The following is a 15,200-nucleotide window of genomic DNA, read 5'->3' on the forward strand; positions in this document are numbered from 1 at the left end:
TCCGATCAGTCGTCGTCGCCGGCCGCGGCCGTCTCGACCTCGGCGGCCTCGCCGCCATCCGCTTCCCCGCCGCCGAAGACGGCGCTGGTCAGGCCCTCGTCGGCCAGCCAGAAGTCCTTGCGTGCCTCGAGGGCGGCGATGTTCGCCTCGATGCGCTCGCGCGTGTCTGTGATGAGCTCGAAGGTGGAGGTGATCATCCCGTTGTAGGTGAGCACCGCCTCCTTCTCGAGCGTCGTGCGCAGGGGCAGCACGCTGTTCTGGTAGTGACGGGCGATGTCGAAGCCCGAGCGGTAGGCCTGGTAGGCCGAGCGCGCCTCCGACCGGACGTTCACGCCGCGCTCGGCGAGGAGGTTGGCGGCACGCAGGTACTCGAACTCCGCCTTCCTCAGCCGGGCCTGCCCGCTGTCGAAGATCGGGATCGTCAGGCTGGCCTCGACGGCGGGCGAGATCGTCGTCTTGCGCTCCTTGCCGCCGTCCTCGTCCTCCTCGACCTCCTCCTCGGCCTCGATGCCGGCACCCAGCTCGAGGTCGGACACGTACCGCGTGGCCTTGGTCAGGCCGTAGGACTTCGCCAGCGCGTCGAGTTGCAGCTTCGCCAACTGGACGTCGACGCGGCTGCGCAGGGCCTCGGCCTCGATGCCCTCGCGCTTGGCGACGGCCCTCGGAAGGCGCGGGAGCGCGTTCGGCACCTCGAAGTCGACGTCGCGGCCGTAGAGGCCGAGCAGGCGGACGAGCCGTTCCTTCGCGAGCCTCGCCTCGAGACGGGCCGTCGCGGTGCGCCCGGCGAGTTCGGCGTAGAAGACCTGCTCGCGCGCCTGGTCGGCCTTGGTCATGGCGCCGGAGCCGCCGAGCCCCGCCGCGAGCTCGGCCGCAGCGTCGGCGGCGACCTTGGCGCGGTTGAGGAGGGCGACGTTCTCCCAGGCGGCCACCGCCTCGATCCAGGCGCGCCGCGTCTGCGACGCCACCTCGAGCGTGCGCAGGACCGCCCCGAGCTGCGCGGCGTGGACCCGCGCCGTCGCGACGTCCAGGCGACGCTCGCGGGTGATCAGCGCCATGATGTTGGAGACGACCAGCCCCTCGACGGTCCGCGTGAAGTCCACGGTCCCGTAGCTCAGGGAGATCGTCGGGTTCAGCGGAGGCAGGGTCTCCTGCCAGAGGTCGGCGACCGAGATCCCGATGTCGGCGTAGGAGGCTTGCAGCCCCTTGTTGTTGAGGAGCGCGACCTGGACCGCCGCGTCCGACCCGAGGTACTTGCCCTCCATGAGGCGGCGGACCTTCGCGTCGACGGCCGCGGCCTGCTGGCGGTCCTGCACCCAGGCCGTCTCCTTGCCCGTCACCTGGCCGGAGCGCAGGGCGACGGTCTCGAAGCCGTCCTGCGGCAGGAACGCGTTGTCGTTCGCGAGGCAGCCTCCGAGGACGAGGGGAGCGAGGAGCACCGAGGCCTTGAGGTACGGAATCATTCGCCGCCCTCCGCACCGACGGGCGCGATCTCGACGCCCGTCTTGCGCCAGTCCTTCGGCTCCACGGGCATGCGGTGAGTGTAGGAGCCGACCACGGAGCCGTAACGGGCCGGGGCGACGCCGAGGGACGCGTCGGCCTGGGGCGTGGCCGTGCCGAGATCGGACAGGCCGACGGGGCCTGTGGCGGTGCAGCCTGCGAGGAGCAGCGCTGCCACGCACGGGAATGCGAAGCGGTACATGGGACGGGTGACCTGAGGACGGCATGGCGGTCCAACCGGGCGTGTCGCCACGGGACGCGGACCATGCATGGGCCGGAACATGCGGCTGCCTGGCCCGAAGGACCGGCGGACGCAGCACGACGCTTCCCGAAGCCCGTCGCGGGGACGGGCAAGCGGAAGCCGGGCGCCGACGCGCGGCGCCCCGTCAGGTCAGGTTCGGGGGGGCCTGTCGGCGGTCGGTGCGGGGAGTCCCGTCAACGAGGCATGGACGGACGCGCTCGTGCCCTGTCGCGACCAGTCGCGCAGGACTCCGTCGGTCCCGGTCGGCACGAACACCGAGGGGCAATGGCTGGCGCACTTCGTGTCGGAGGGACCCGTGTGGTCGCCCGCCTTGGAATGCCCGTCGCGGTCGCCGTGCGCGTGCCCGGACGCCTCGTCGCCGTGGTCGGCTGCCGCGTCGGAGGCGTGTGCCGCCACCGAGTGCTCCGACCGGGCGCCGTCCGCCTGGACGAACGGGACGCTCGCATGCGCCATCTGCGACAGGACGACGGACAGGCACAGGAGGGCCGCAGAGAGCAGCCTCCTCACCATCGCCGTCGTGTTCGTCCTGTCGAGCATGTGAATCCCGTAATCGATCCTTGATGCCGTGTCCATCCGGATGGCGGCACCCCGTCCAGTCCCGCGCCAGCGTCGGCAACCCTTCAGGTCTCCGACGGGCCGGGCGGTTCATCCTGCCGCGGCACGCGGTGCCGTGGCAAGCGGGGCGACCTCGGTCAGTCGGCGACCCCGCCGTTCGTCCTCTCCCGGCGGTCAGGCCGCCGGGGCGTTGGGGTATCCGGCGGTCGCGACGGCCGAACCCACGGCGTCGGCGCCCGCGGAGGTGTCCACGGTCACGAGTCCGGACCCGAGGTCCACGCTCACCTCGGCTGCCGGGTCGACAGCCTTGATCGCCTTGGTGACCGAGGACGCGCAGTGCCCGCAGCTCATCTTCTCGACCTTCAGCTTCAGCATCGTCGGCTCTTCTCGTTGCGGGGAAGATGGGGCTTGCCATCGTTGGAAGGTCAAGGGCCTCAGCGGATCCCGCCGACCTTCGTCAGCGCGTTCGCCGGACGGCGCCGCGTGCGGGCGACGGGTTCGGCCGCCGCGGATCCGTCCGACAGGCTGCCGATGATCGGGCAGTCCGGGCGGTCGTCGCCGTGGCAGTTGCGCGCGAGGTGGCGGAGCGTGCCCGCCATCTCCTCGAGCTCCCGCATGCGCGCCTCCAGCATCTCGACCTGCTCCATGGCGATCCGCTTCACGTCCGCGCTGGCCCGTCCGCGGTCGCGCCACAGGGCGAGCAACTGGCCGATCCGCTCCATGGAGAAGTTCAGGTCGCGCGCCCGGCGGATGAAGCGCAGCGTCGAGACGTCGGCGGCGGAGTAGACGCGGTAGCCCGACTCCGCCCGGTCCGCGGGCTGGATCAGCCCGACGCTTTCGTAGTGGCGGATCATCTTGGCGCTGACCCCGGTGGCCTTCGCGGCCTCTCCGATGTTCATGTTCGTCTCCTTGCGGTTCGGGGGCGGTCGGGTCAGGCGGCGGCAGGGGAGAAGCGGCGCAGCCGCAGCGCGTTGCCGAGCACGAAGACGCTCGACAGCGCCATGGCGCCTGCCGCCAGGGCCGGCGACAGGAGCGTGCCGTCGAGCGGATAGAGGGCACCGGCCGCCACCGGCACGAGGACGACGTTGTAGGCGAAGGCCCAGAAGAGGTTCTGCCGGATGTTGCGGATCGTCGCGCGCGAGACCCGGAGCGCCGTCGCGACCGCCCGGAGGTCCCCCGACATGAGCACCACGTCGGCGCTCTCGATCGCGACGTCCGTGCCCGTCCCGACGGCCAGCCCGACGTCCGCCGCCGCGAGCGCGGGGGCGTCGTTGATGCCGTCGCCGACGAAGGCGACCTTGCCCGAATGGCGCAGGCTCTCGACCGCGGCGACCTTCCCGTCGGGCAGCACCTCGGCGCGGACGTCGTCGATGCCGAGCCCGGCGGCGACCGCGTTCGCGGTGCGCGCGTTGTCGCCCGTCACCATGGCGACGCGCAGCCCCAGCGCGTGGAATGCGCGGATCGCCGCGAGGCTCGTCGCCTTCACGGGATCCGACACCGCGACGAGGGCGGCGAGGCGCCCGTCGACCGCCGCGTAGAGCGGCGACTTGCCCTCCCTCGCCAGGCGCTCCGCGTCGGACGCGAAGGCCGCGGGGTCGAGTCCCAGCCGGACCATCAGGCGGTCCGCCCCGACGGCGACGGCGTGCCCGCCGACGACGGCCTCCACGCCGTAACCCGGAACGGCCCCGAAGCGGTCGACCGACGCCACGGGCAACCCCTCCGCCCCGGCGGCCGCGACGATGGCGGCGGCGATCGGGTGCTCCGACTTCGCCTCGACGGAGGCGACGAGACCCAGCACGTCGCCGCGACCGAAACCGTCCGCGAGGACGAGGTCCGTCAGCACGGGCCGCCCCTCCGTCAGTGTCCCGGTCTTGTCGAGGGCGATCACCCCGACGTCCCGCAGGGACTGCAAGGCCTCGCCGCGCCGGAAGAGGACGCCGAGCTCGGCCGCGCGTCCCGTCCCGACCATGACCGACGTCGGCGTCGCGAGGCCCATGGCGCAGGGGCACGCGATGATGAGGACGGCGACGGCGTTGACGAGCGCGAAGCCGAGCGCCGGGTCGGGTCCGAGGACCATCCAGACCAGGAAGGTCAGCGCGGCGGCGGCCATCACGGCGGGGACGAACCAGCGCGTCACGCGGTCGACGAGCGCCTGGATCGGCAGCTTGCCGCCCTGCGCCTCCTCGACCATGCGGATGATCTGGGCGAGGACGGTGTCCGCCCCGACCCGATCGGCCCGGTACGTGAGGCTGCCGGTCTTGTTGATCGTGCCGCCGACGACGGTCGCGCCGCCCTCCTTGGAGACGGGGACGGGCTCGCCCGTGATCATCGACTCGTCGACGAAGGAGGAGCCGGAAAGCACCGTCCCGTCGACCGGAACCCGCTCCCCGGGGCGCACCTCGACGGTGTCGCCGGAGACGACCTCTTCCAGCGGAACCTCGGCGAAGCCCGAGGGGCGTTCGACGCGCGCGGTCTTCGGGCTGAGGCCGACGAGACGCTTGATGGCCTCGCCCGTGCGCCCCTTGGCCCGCGCCTCGAGGACGCGGCCGAGGAGGATCAGCGTGACGATGACGGCGGCCGCCTCGAAGTAGACGTTCGCCGTCCCGGCGGGCAGCGCGCCGGGCAGGAAGGTGGCGACCACGGAGTAGCCCCACGCCGCGAGCGTGCCGACGGCGACCAACGAGTTCATGTCGGGCGCGAGCTGCGTCAGTGCCCGCAGTCCCTTGCGCAGGAAGCGCAGGCCGGGGCCGAACAGGACGAGCGAGGCCAGGACGAACTGGAGGACGCGGCTCTCCCACATCCCGATCCGGTCCATGACGAGGTCGTGAAAGGCGGGAATGAGGTGCGCGCCCATCTCGAGGACGAAGAGCGGCGCGGTGAGGACCGCGGCGACGAGGAGGTCGCGGCGGAGTCTCGCGTACTCGGCCTCCCTGGCAGCCTCGCGAGGGTCCGCTGCCGCGTCGGTCCTCGCCGCCGACGCGCGCGGCTCGTAGCCCGCGTCGCGGATCGCCGCCTCGACCGCGCGCATGTCGGCCGAGGGAAGGACGCGCAACGTGGCGCGCTCGGTCGCGAGGTTCACCGCGACGGACGTGACGCCGGGAACGGCCGCCACGGCACGCTCGACGCGGCCGACGCACGAGGCGCAGGTCATGCCCTCCACGCCGAGCTCCACCGTCTCCTGGCGGACCGCGTAGCCCGCCTCCTCGACGGCGTGGATGACCGCGGCCCCGTCCACGGCGCCCGCGAAGGACACGTCGACGCGCTCGGCGGCAAGGTTCACGGATGCCGAGGAGACGCCCGGCACGGCCGCGACGGCGCGCTCGACGCGGCCGACGCAGGAGGCGCAGCTCATGCCCTCGACGTCGAGGCGAAGGACGGCGGCGGTCTTCTCGAACTTCTCCGAGGGAACGGTCTGGTTCATCGGTTTCGTCCCGGGAAATTTGCGACTTGCCGGAAGATGGGGGTTCCCACCATGGGAAGGTCAAGGGGCGCGGACCGTTCGGTTCCAACGGCCGGGAGGTCCGGTTCCTGCCGCCCACAGCACGGATCCGTGAACGCGTGCCGGACATGCGGCGCGCTTCCGTCTTGATCGTGCCACGGCCGTGCTGGCAGGCTGTGCCGACGACCAACCGGAGCCCTCGCATGTTCTCGCCCAAGCCGATCCTCGCGGCCCTCGCCCTGGCCGCCCTGTCCGGCCCCGCCCTCGCGGACCATTCCCCGAAGCACATGCACGTCTTCAAGTCGGCGACCTGCGGGTGCTGCGCGGCATGGGCCGACATCGCCCGCGGGCACGGCTTCGACGTGACGGTCGAGGACCGCGAGGACATGACGGAGGTCAAGCGCTCACTCGGCGTGACGGAGGCGGTCGAGTCCTGCCACACGGCGAGGATCGGCGGCTACGTCGTCGAGGGCCACGTTCCGATGGAGGCTGTCGACAGGCTGCTCGCGGAACGGCCGCAGGTGGTGGGGATCGCCGCGCCCGGCATGCCCGCCGGCTCGCCGGGGATGGGCGACGACCCTGACGCCGAGTTCGACGTCCTCTCGTTCGGCGGCCCGTCCGCCGCGCCGGCGGTCTTCCACCGCGCGGGCAGGGACTGAGGGCCTGATGCCGCCGTGGGGCTCCGCCAGGAGCCCCACGGCGGCCACCGAACGTCCACCGGAGCGGTGGACGGAACCTCTGTGATCCCGCCGGGTTCTCGGGCATCGACTTACGGAAGGTTCGATGCTCGGAAAGTGCCTGCGCAGTCTCGTCGTCCTGCTGTCGCTGGTCGCGGTCGCCGCGTTCGCCGGCCACGGCACCGCGATGGCCATGCCCGGGCAGATGGGCATGCCGGGTCACCACGGTTCCGCCGGACCCGATGCCGCAACCCATGCTGACGGCCACGCGGACCATGCGGGCAAAGGCGCCGCGAAGGCGGGCGCCGACGGCATGTCCTGTTGCGGCAAGTCCTGCACCAGCCTGCTGCCGTTTCCGCAGCCCCCCGAGGTCGCCGAGCGCCTCCCGGTCTCCGGCCCCGTCGCCGCCGTCTCCGACGCCCGCGCGGGCGTCCTCCCTCCCGGCTTGAAGCGCCCCCCCAAGCTCGCCTGAGCGGCCACACGCCGCACCCGCGCCCGCGCTGGACCCCGCGTCCCCGCCGCGCGACCTGACCCAACCGACCAGAACCCGACGGGCTTCAGGCCCACGTGTCGCCGCGCCGAGAGCTGCCGAGAGACGGCGGCCCCGAGGCGGCGCACCCGACGACGGCCGCGGGAGGTCCCGCCGCCGATCCCGAACCCATGACGAACGGTCCCGACGGACCCCGAAAAGGAACCAACCCATGCGCAAGATCACGATCCTCTCCGCCGTCCTCGCCGCCTTCGCCGTCTCCCACGCGTCCGCGCAGGACAAGGGCGGGATGGCGATGTCGTCCGAGCAGGTGACGCTCCCCGCGGCCTGCGAGGCCGCCGCCGGATCCATGGACATGTCGTCCATGATGGGCGGCATGCAGGACATGATGTCCGGCGGCCAGATGGACGCGGTCCAGAAGGGCAACATGGACGCGATGATGAAGATGCACGGCCCGATGATGAAGGCCGCGATGATCAAGGACCCGGACCTCGCCTTCAACTGCGGGATGATCGCCCACCACCAGGGCGCCATCGCCATGTCCGAGGTCGAGCTGAAGTCTGGCAAGGACGAGAAGTCCAAGGAGATGGCGCGGATGATCATCGACGCCCAGAAGAAGGAGATCGAGGAGATGACGGCCCGCGTCGAGGCCCTCGCCAAGTAAGCGCCCGACCGATGCCCCGGGCGCGGCCGCGCCCGGGGCGACCCGACCGCGCGGGGCTTGGCCGCGCCCGCCGACCCGCATGTCCGAGGCCGCGATCGCGGCCGGCAACTGACCGGGAAAGGATACCGACATGTCCACGACCATCGCGGACGGGGCCGCAGCCCCGTCGACCGCAGCAAGGGCAAAGACGGCGACCGTCTACCGGATGGTCATGCCCAAGCACGTCTGCCCCTGGGGGCTGCGCGCCGTCGACCTCCTGAAGCGCGAGGGCTTCGAGGTCGACGACCGCTGGCTGACCACCCGCGAGGAGACGGACGCCTTCAAGGCGGAGCACGGCGTCGCGACGACGCCGCAGACGTTCATCGAGGGCAAGCGGGTCGGCGGGTACGACGACCTCCGCCGCTTCCTCGGCAAGTCCGTCGCGGACCCGAAGGCCGTCACCTACAAGCCCGTCGTCGCCATCTTCGCCATGGCCGCCCTCATGGCGGCGGCCGTCACCTGGGCGCTCCTCGGAACCCCGCTGGCGGGGCGCACGGTCGAGTGGTTCGTCTCGATCGCGATGTGCCTCCTCGCCGTCCAGAAGCTGCGGGACGTGGAGGGCTTCGCCACGATGTTCCTCGGCTACGACCTCCTCGCGCAGCGTTGGGTCCGCTACGCCTACCTCTACCCCTTCGGCGAGGCGCTGGCGGGCGTGCTGATGCTCGCGGGCGCCGCCATGTGGCTGTCGGTGCCCGTCGCCCTGTTCATCGGCACGGTCGGGGCCGTCTCGGTCTTCAAGGCGGTCTACGTCGACAAGAGGGAGCTGAAGTGTGCGTGCGTCGGCGGGGACTCCAACGTGCCGCTCGGCTTCGTGAGCCTGACCGAGAACCTCATGATGGTCGGCATGGCGCTCCGGATGGCGGCGCGCATGCTCTAGCGCGGGAGCCCGGTACGGGAATTCGCCTGCCCCGATCCCAAGGGCGCGCGGCGACTGCATCCTCCCCAATGTGAGGCAGGTTCGGTCGGTCATCGCCGAGAAGGTGCGGGGACATTCGTTCACGCGGTGCGGCGATGCCTGCGCCTGCCGCACCGTGCCTCATCCGCCCCCGTCCGATGCAGCCAGGATGCGGAGCATGGCGATGACCTCCAACGGCATTATGCGGGGCGTCGCGCCTGCCAAGCGGGTCGCCCGCAGGCCGATGTCGTCGACCTCGAACCCGGACGATACCCGCTCGATGCCGGCCAGCCATTCGCGCAGCCCCGACAGTTCCGGCATGGGTCGGACCGCCTTCTCCGGCTCCGGCGGGGGAGGGCGACCGGCCGGCGGGGCGGGAACGGACTTCCGGATGATCTCGCGGAGCCTGTTCACCTCGCCGGTCAGGGACCGGATCCTCTGCTCGCCGACCTTGAGGCGCTCGACGGTGCCCGCGTCCAGGAGCATTCCCGGCTCCAGTGTCCGGTTCAGCGGCTCGGCATTGCCTTTGGTGCGGATCGCGGAGACAGACACGATCTCCTCGTATGCCTCCTGCCAGACGTTGCGAAGCCCGCGGTAGTGGTTGTAGATCGTTCGCCCCTTCGGGAATTTTTTCCCGAACTTGATGCGCCCCTCCTCGGCGAGCGACGGCGCGGTCGGCTCGCGAGGGGGCAACTGTTTCAGGAACTGCGTGGCGATCTCCATGATCCACCGCGCCCTCGCGATGCGTTCCCCGCCCAGCCCGGTTTCGGGCTGCTGGAGCAACGCTTCGGACCGAACGGCCGCGCGCCCGATGATCTCATGCACCTTGGATGGCTTAGGCATGGGCGACGGCCCTCGGTGCGGCGGCCTCCATGGGCATCAGCATCGCGGGACGGTCGAGCCTTGCCAACTGAGGGATCAGGTCCGCCACGGCCGGCAGATCCCGCAAACGCAACGCCCCGCTCTCCAATGCGAGCAGTTCCTCCCTCTCGAGTCTTTGCGTCGTCATCGACAGGAAAGCCCTCGTCGCCTCTTCCCTCTCGTCTCGGGTTAGGGAGAGCAGGCTGATCGGGGTGAGGCCATCCGCGTAACAGATCCGGTCGATGAGGTCCTTCGTGGCCGTCTCGGTCGCCTCGTCGCGCAGGCTCGGGTAGATTCGACCGAACGTGTGGGCTACCGCCGACTGCTCGATCTTCGAAACGTCGGCCCATTCCACGAAGGACGAGTCCGGTTGCCTGATCAGCGCTCCGGCCGGATCCAGGTCGGACTTTGCCTCGTTCCGCGAGATCTCGCCAATCTGCTCGAGCAGCTTGAAGGCGTTGCCGAGCGCGCGGGCGAGGAGCTCTTGTTCCTTCGCCAACGCGGTGCGGACGTTCTCGAGCCGGTCAAGCTCGGCGCGGTTGAGGATGGCTTCCTCGCCTTGCAGGTTCCTGCCGGTACGGGTGAGTTCGTCGCGCCGCATCTCGAATTCTTCGAGACGTAGGCTCAGCCGTGCGACCTTCCTGCCCAGATTGGTGCCATGGACCGCCAACGGAAGTGCCCAGGCAGGTCCCGTGACGAAGTGGCGGCAAAGCAGGCAGTTGTTTGCCCCGCCCTCAACCTGCGCATGGGTGCTGGCGTCCCTGCCTGCCTTCGTCTGTTTTTTCACGCAGGGGCCGCCGTCATGGCATCGAGTTCCCTGCCATGGGCAGAGGCCGATCTCGACGTCGGAGATGAGCATCCGCCGCTCTCTCGACGCCAGGGAGAGGTCCGCGACAACCGTGGTGTCGATCGCGACGAGTCCGCCCAGGGAAGGTGATGGATCGAGCGACCGCAGGCGTTGCAGGAGCAAGGCGGCGACGCCGTTCTTCATGTTCTCCGCGGCTTGCGCACAGAGCTGGTGGATGAGGTCGGGACGCAGGTGATAGTAATACAGCGTCATGAGGATCGTTTCATGGCCTGCGAGAAACTTCGATATGACGGTGATCGGGACGCCGGCCTCCGCCAGGGCGGTGATCCCGGCGACCCTCATGCTGTGTGGCTTGAAGACCGAACCGTAAGGTTGACCCGACGGCAAGTCATTCACTCGCTTGACGATCACGATCGTATCGTCCGGGTGGTCAAGGTTGTGTCGACGCTCGAGTTCGGCCATCAAGTCCTGCCAGAACCGATAGGTCGCATTGTTGCTCGGCAGTGTGTAATGACCCTTCAAAAACCTTTTGTCCGGAACCCTGAACAGGGGGAACAGCGAGGGGTACTGCATGAGCGCCTCTTCCGGGACCGAGTCCCGAACCTCGGCATAATCGGCTGGCTCGATGGGGGCCACCATCGGCTGGTGCTTCTCTTGGAACAAGCGTAGTTCGCCCAGCAGCCGAAGTAACACCTCGTTCTGCCACGGCACTATGTATGGGTTTCCCGTTTTGTTCGTATTGACGTAGATGCCAGTTCTTTGTGAGTCCGGGAGCCGCGCCGCGTAACCCCGCTGCGGTCGTTTTGCGTTATATGACCGCCAGAAGCCCGCATGCGGACCCTCGTTTGGTTTCCAGTCGTTGTCTTGGAAATCGAATCGCTCCAAGTCTCCCTCTCCGCTGTCCAGTCGCTTCATTTGCGCCACTCGAAGCGGGAGTTCGAACATCGCGATGTACAGCGTCGGTAGAACCGGACAATATGTCTTCACCCCTCTCGGATATATGTAACAGAGCGTGTTGCGGCCGGGCCAACCCGCTTCGCCCTCCTCGAGGATGAGCCTGGCGCGTTCGTACAAGTCCCGTGGCAGGGGGGTCGATACGCTTTCGACGGGCTTTTGCCCGATCCCCAGCGCCTTGAGCTTTCCCTTCACGCGCTCGATCTCCGAGGCGGTGACGAGCTGCAAGACGGCATCGGTTTGGGGATGCATCAACTCGAAATGTTCGCCGAGCCGACGGACATGGTGCAACGTATCGAGCAAGGCTTGGTCGAAACGGGCCTTGCCGTCATCCACGCGTTTTTGTTGAAGGAAATCGATGAAGCGCACCGAGGGCCGGGGTCCTGTCATGAACGCAACTGGATTGTCGACGTCAAGTGCCCCGCTTTGGTCGTGAAGCCACAATATGAACTTGTGAAAGCTCCCCTTGAAACTCGAACTCACCGTCGGATTGCCCCTGATGAAGCTGTCTATGATTTCCGCCCAGGCAGGGTAACGACCCATCATGGAACTGTACGGTTGGTTTTCGCTGCCCTTGCGCAGGAACTCGGTCCGAATGTTCCTCCCGAAGTTCTCGAACCCGTCGTCGGGGAAGATCTGGCCAAGAGCGACGCAGATGTGGCGGAGTGCCTCGAGGTAGTGCGGCTCCGAACCCGGCCAGAGGTCGGAGCGCCAACGCCTCTCGTCGTCCGGGGACTTGTAGTGTAGCAGCCACGTCTTGATTCCTTCCGCGCCCAAGTCGACCAAGCACTCCGCCCCGTTGGTGGACATGCACAGGGACGCCAGGACTCTCATGACGTGGGAACGCATCAGCGCCCTCGCGCCCTCGGACTTCTTGCGCTTGAGTTGGTCGAAAAGACCCGCTGCCGTCAGGTCGGGGATGGCGCTTCTTCCCAGCGCAGTGCCCTCGCACAGCCACACCGCCGCGGCGGTGGTGATCCCGTCACGGGCGGGCATGAACTTGCTGGGAGAAAGAAGCAACTCGCCTCCGTCGACCGCTTCGCAAATCGAGTTGAGGACAAGTGTCTGGGGGGAGGGAGAGCGGACGGTCTTGGTCGGGGGCGGGATGTTGCGATGGTTGCAGTCCGGGATCGCCGCAAGCAGGCTCTCGAGGTGAGAGCGCCTGCTGTCGGCGCAGTCGAACCAATCCTCTTCGGAGATGTTGATCCGCACGGGTTTCGCCCCGTTGAAGGAGCGGACCACGATGCCATGACCGAGATCGTGCGAGGTGAAGGTGTCCATTGGATTGCCTCGATGAGCGATGGGGTTGGTCCGGATCGTCCCGTTGCGCTAGCCAGGGGACAGGCGGTTCCGGAAGCGGCGGTCGGACAGCCCGTCCAGCGCCTCGCCGAGCGACAGGCGTCCCATGTCGAAGGGGACGACATGTCCCCCTCGGATCCTGTCGCTCGCTTCCTCGAGCAGGGCATGGATGTCTTCCGGAGCGTGCGCGGTGTAGGCGCGCGAGCTCCGAATGCTCCTGTGCCGCATCGCCTCTTGGATCTCGCGTTCGGTGAAACCGCACTTGGCGAGCGTGAATCCATACAGGTGCCTGAGCCCGTGCGGCGTGGTGCCCTTGCGCTTGTCGGGGACCAGCGACGTGTCCCCCACCTTCCGTCCGAGGCGGGTGATGGCGGATTGCCATGCATGGTAGGCTGCGGCCGCGGTGTAGGGGCGACCTATCGCGCCGTCCGGGCCCGATCCGCTCTCCTCGGCGCAAACCAGAAGGTAGGGATGGTCGGGGTATCCGGCACGTTCCCGCTTCGCCATGATCGACGGCCGCACGTTCAGGATGTAGTCGGAAAATAACTCGGCGAAGTACTTCGAGAGGTTCGGGATGGGGCTCCAGTAGATGTCAGCCGAATAGTCGGGCGGCATTTTCATGCCCTTCCATCCGGCCTTCTGACTGCCTCCCAGTTCCGGACGCGGCTTCAGGCCGTACAGTTTGCGAAGCAGGTCCTTGCGGGACATCAACTGCCCGGCCCAGCGTTCGCTGTAGAAGACGGGGTGCCGGAGATGGCCGAGCAGGCGATTGCCGCGGAACTCGAAATCGCTGACCCAGCAGTTCAACCCTTCGCTCAGCCTCATGCCCGAGGCGGCCAGAAGCGCGGCGAACAACCGCCCCGTCTCGTCACGGCATCCACCCGTGGGATCGGCCGCTTGATCGGAAACGAAGCACTCGTGCAGGAAGGTGGTGAGGTGGGTCGGCGGAAAGCGGAGGATTTGTGACTGTGCCGGGTCGCGCCTGTCCGCGTCGGCCCGCGCGACCCAACGGACGGGCGAGGGTTTCGACAGGTGGCGCAGGATGCTGAAATCGTGCTTCCGGTTCGTTCCTGAGGATTCGGCACCATTGTCGAAACGGGCAAGCAGCGAGGAGGACACTTCGTCGGTGTCGGCCAGGAACCGGAAATAGGCTCTCACGTAGTTCGATATCCGGCTTGCCTCGGCTTCCGTACGGGGCGGCCATTTCAGCAAGTTGTGCCAGTGGTAGGTGTTGGCGTCGTCGTCCGTGCCTTTCCGCACATGGGTGCAAAACGCCTTGTAGGCTTGGGGGACAAGTCTTGGGTCGTCCGGTTCTGCCCGTGCCGTCAGGGGCCAGGCGGAGTAGAAATCGTGGAACAACCCCACGGCGTCCGCAACATTGCGTTTGGTTCTCATCGACGACGATGGGTTGTTGCGGAAGAACTCCATCAGGTTCTCCACGCGCTCCCCCTTCTCCGAGTCGCTGTCCCGGTAGACGTACAGGACCGGAATGTCCGACCCGTCCATGTTCTGGGTTACGACGACATGGCGCTGCTTCACGTCTGAGGTGCGCCTCACCGTTCGCCTGCCCAGGCGGCAATATCATGTGCGTGCATACCCAGCATTGCTGGACCCCATCTAAAGTTGCGTACCCGGATTACGGGTGTACCAGGGGGACAGATGGGATCAACTGGTCGTGGGAGCGCTTGGTCAGCTTGAGGCAATGTCCGCTGCGGGGAGATTGCCCGATCTTCTGCCAATTCCCGCTGGAAGGCGGTATGGAGCGGAAGGCGGGCGAAAACATCTCGGTGGATGTCGCTCGGCCACGGGCGGACAGGCTTGGGTTTGTGCTGACGATGTCGAACGATGATCTGACTGCCCCGGACGGCACGGACGGCAACCGCTGGGAAGCGCAAGCCTTGGAGTCCATAGACGCGGAGATGCGTCAACTGACTGCCGAGCGGGACCGGATCGACGCGCGCCTCAAGGCGTTGGCTCGGTTCAGGGCGCAGTTGATCCCGCTTGCCGGGTTGGCTCCCCAGGGAACGGGGGAAGACTCGGTCGCCGGGCAAGGTGTCGCCGAGCCCCCGGGTAACATGTCGAGACGGATCAGGGAGGCGACCCGCCGGTTCCTACAGGAGTGCGGCGCTCCCATGGGGCGCAAGGAGATCCTGAGGCGCCTCGCTGCGGACGGTGTCGTCGTGACCGGGGCGGATGCGGGGCGCACCGTTAGCAAGGTACTCTGGCGGTCGCGCGATTTCGTCCACGTCGGAGACGGGTATTGGCTAGCCCAACCGGAACCCGAAGGGCCTCGAGGCTCCCGAGAGCGCGACGGAAGGGGCAACAATCCCTCGCGTCGCTAGCGGCAGGTCGCGCGTCGCCAATCCTTCGTGAAGCTGTCGTGCCGGTCCTTCGGCTGAAGGGACGGGCGGTCGACTGCAAGCTGCCGCGATCTGGGTAGGAAGTTCAGTTGCAGCATTCAAAGCCCGACTGCGTCGGGTCCAGGGCGCCCGTTCCTGACACGCGGCGCCAGCCCGATGCGGCTTCGGCGCTGAATGGTGGCGCGCCGCATCGGGCTGGCGCCGTGGCATTCCGTTTCTTCCGGTGGTAATGCTTGGTAAGGTCGGAGCGGCACTGAAAAGAGCACCAGATTCCTAATCTGGGGGTCGTAGGTTCGAATCCTACTGGGATCACCAATGCATTCGACACCCGAGCCCGAAATCTCCGAAACGACTCCGAGGGGCACGGCGCTTTCTGTTCTAGTCCGTCGCCATGCGACCA

At 68.2% G+C, this 15,200-nt stretch carries 13 protein-coding genes and 1 tRNA gene; 5 read left to right on the forward strand and 9 right to left on the reverse strand.

The genetic code is table 11. The features are described 5' to 3' along the window. Window positions 1-5 precede the first annotated feature (5 nt). From ACLNGM_RS09270 to ACLNGM_RS09295, 6 genes are all read right to left on the reverse strand, one after another. Complete coding sequence (locus ACLNGM_RS09270; RefSeq protein ID WP_416358084.1) at window positions 6-1,460, reverse strand: TolC family protein; 1,455 nt, start codon at window positions 1,458-1,460, stop codon at window positions 6-8. Beyond that, window positions 1,457-1,699, reverse strand: coding sequence for a hypothetical protein (locus tag ACLNGM_RS09275; protein ID WP_416358085.1), 243 nt, complete (start codon window positions 1,697-1,699; stop codon window positions 1,457-1,459). Before ACLNGM_RS09275 ends, ACLNGM_RS09270 begins: the two co-directional genes overlap by 4 nt. Window positions 1,700-1,888: 189 nt before the next feature. Then, window positions 1,889-2,296, reverse strand: a complete 408-nt coding sequence (locus tag ACLNGM_RS09280) for a hypothetical protein (RefSeq protein WP_416358086.1) — start codon at window positions 2,294-2,296, stop codon at window positions 1,889-1,891. A gap of 192 nt (window positions 2,297-2,488) precedes the next feature. Next, on the reverse strand, window positions 2,489-2,689 hold the full coding sequence (locus tag ACLNGM_RS09285; RefSeq protein WP_416358087.1) for a heavy-metal-associated domain-containing protein: 201 nt from the start codon (window positions 2,687-2,689) through the stop codon (window positions 2,489-2,491). Between the two features lie 59 nt (window positions 2,690-2,748). Continuing rightward, entirely contained in the window at window positions 2,749-3,213 is a 465-nt protein-coding gene (gene cueR / locus ACLNGM_RS09290; RefSeq protein WP_416358088.1) for a Cu(I)-responsive transcriptional regulator, read from the reverse strand. Window positions 3,214-3,245: 32 nt separating this feature from the next. Beyond that, window positions 3,246-5,735 carry a heavy metal translocating P-type ATPase gene (locus ACLNGM_RS09295; protein ID WP_416358089.1) on the reverse strand — a complete coding sequence of 830 codons (2,490 nt, stop codon included), beginning with the start codon at window positions 5,733-5,735 and terminating at the stop codon, window positions 3,246-3,248. A 221-nt stretch (window positions 5,736-5,956) separates the two neighbouring features. On the opposite strand from ACLNGM_RS09295, the gene ACLNGM_RS09300 reads away from it, so the two are divergent. The 4 genes from ACLNGM_RS09300 to ACLNGM_RS09315 all read left to right on the forward strand — a co-directional run bounded on the left by ACLNGM_RS09300 (window position 5,957) and on the right by ACLNGM_RS09315 (window position 8,500). Beyond that, complete coding sequence (locus tag ACLNGM_RS09300; RefSeq protein ID WP_416358090.1) at window positions 5,957-6,412, forward strand: DUF411 domain-containing protein; 456 nt, start codon at window positions 5,957-5,959, stop codon at window positions 6,410-6,412. Window positions 6,413-6,536: 124 nt separating this feature from the next. After that, window positions 6,537-6,902, forward strand: coding sequence for a hypothetical protein (locus tag ACLNGM_RS09305; protein WP_416358091.1), 366 nt, complete (start codon window positions 6,537-6,539; stop codon window positions 6,900-6,902). A 229-nt stretch (window positions 6,903-7,131) separates the two neighbouring features. Next, the gene (locus tag ACLNGM_RS09310; RefSeq protein ID WP_416358092.1) at window positions 7,132-7,584 is read left to right on the forward strand and encodes a DUF305 domain-containing protein; all 453 of its coding nucleotides are present in this window, start codon (window positions 7,132-7,134) and stop codon (window positions 7,582-7,584) included. 130 nt (window positions 7,585-7,714) lie between these two features. Next, window positions 7,715-8,500, forward strand: a complete 786-nt coding sequence (locus ACLNGM_RS09315; protein ID WP_416358093.1) for a glutaredoxin family protein — start codon at window positions 7,715-7,717, stop codon at window positions 8,498-8,500. Window positions 8,501-8,659: 159 nt separating this feature from the next. On the opposite strand, the gene ACLNGM_RS09320 is transcribed toward ACLNGM_RS09315, so the two are convergent. From ACLNGM_RS09320 to ACLNGM_RS09330, 3 genes are read right to left on the reverse strand one after another with little or no spacing between them, the layout of a single operon-like run. Beyond that, window positions 8,660-9,361, reverse strand: a complete 702-nt coding sequence (locus ACLNGM_RS09320; RefSeq protein ID WP_416358094.1) for a hypothetical protein — start codon at window positions 9,359-9,361, stop codon at window positions 8,660-8,662. Continuing rightward, the gene (locus ACLNGM_RS09325; RefSeq protein ID WP_416358095.1) at window positions 9,354-12,422 is read right to left on the reverse strand and encodes a VPA1269 family protein; all 3,069 of its coding nucleotides are present in this window, start codon (window positions 12,420-12,422) and stop codon (window positions 9,354-9,356) included. The genes ACLNGM_RS09320 and ACLNGM_RS09325 overlap by 8 nt, the downstream gene beginning before the upstream one ends. Window positions 12,423-12,470: 48 nt before the next feature. Then, window positions 12,471-13,979: a tyrosine-type recombinase/integrase gene (locus ACLNGM_RS09330; protein ID WP_416358096.1), complete on the reverse strand. Its 1,509-nt coding sequence runs from the start codon at window positions 13,977-13,979 to the stop codon at window positions 12,471-12,473. Window positions 13,980-15,025: 1,046 nt separating this feature from the next. On the opposite strand from ACLNGM_RS09330, the gene ACLNGM_RS09335 reads away from it, so the two are divergent. Next, a tRNA-Arg gene (locus ACLNGM_RS09335) sits at window positions 15,026-15,115 on the forward strand. Window positions 15,116-15,200 lie beyond the last annotated feature (85 nt).

The sequence above is a fragment of the Aureimonas phyllosphaerae genome (genome assembly GCF_047943035.1).
In the GTDB taxonomy this organism is placed as follows: Bacteria; Pseudomonadota; Alphaproteobacteria; order Rhizobiales; family Rhizobiaceae; genus Aureimonas; species Aureimonas phyllosphaerae.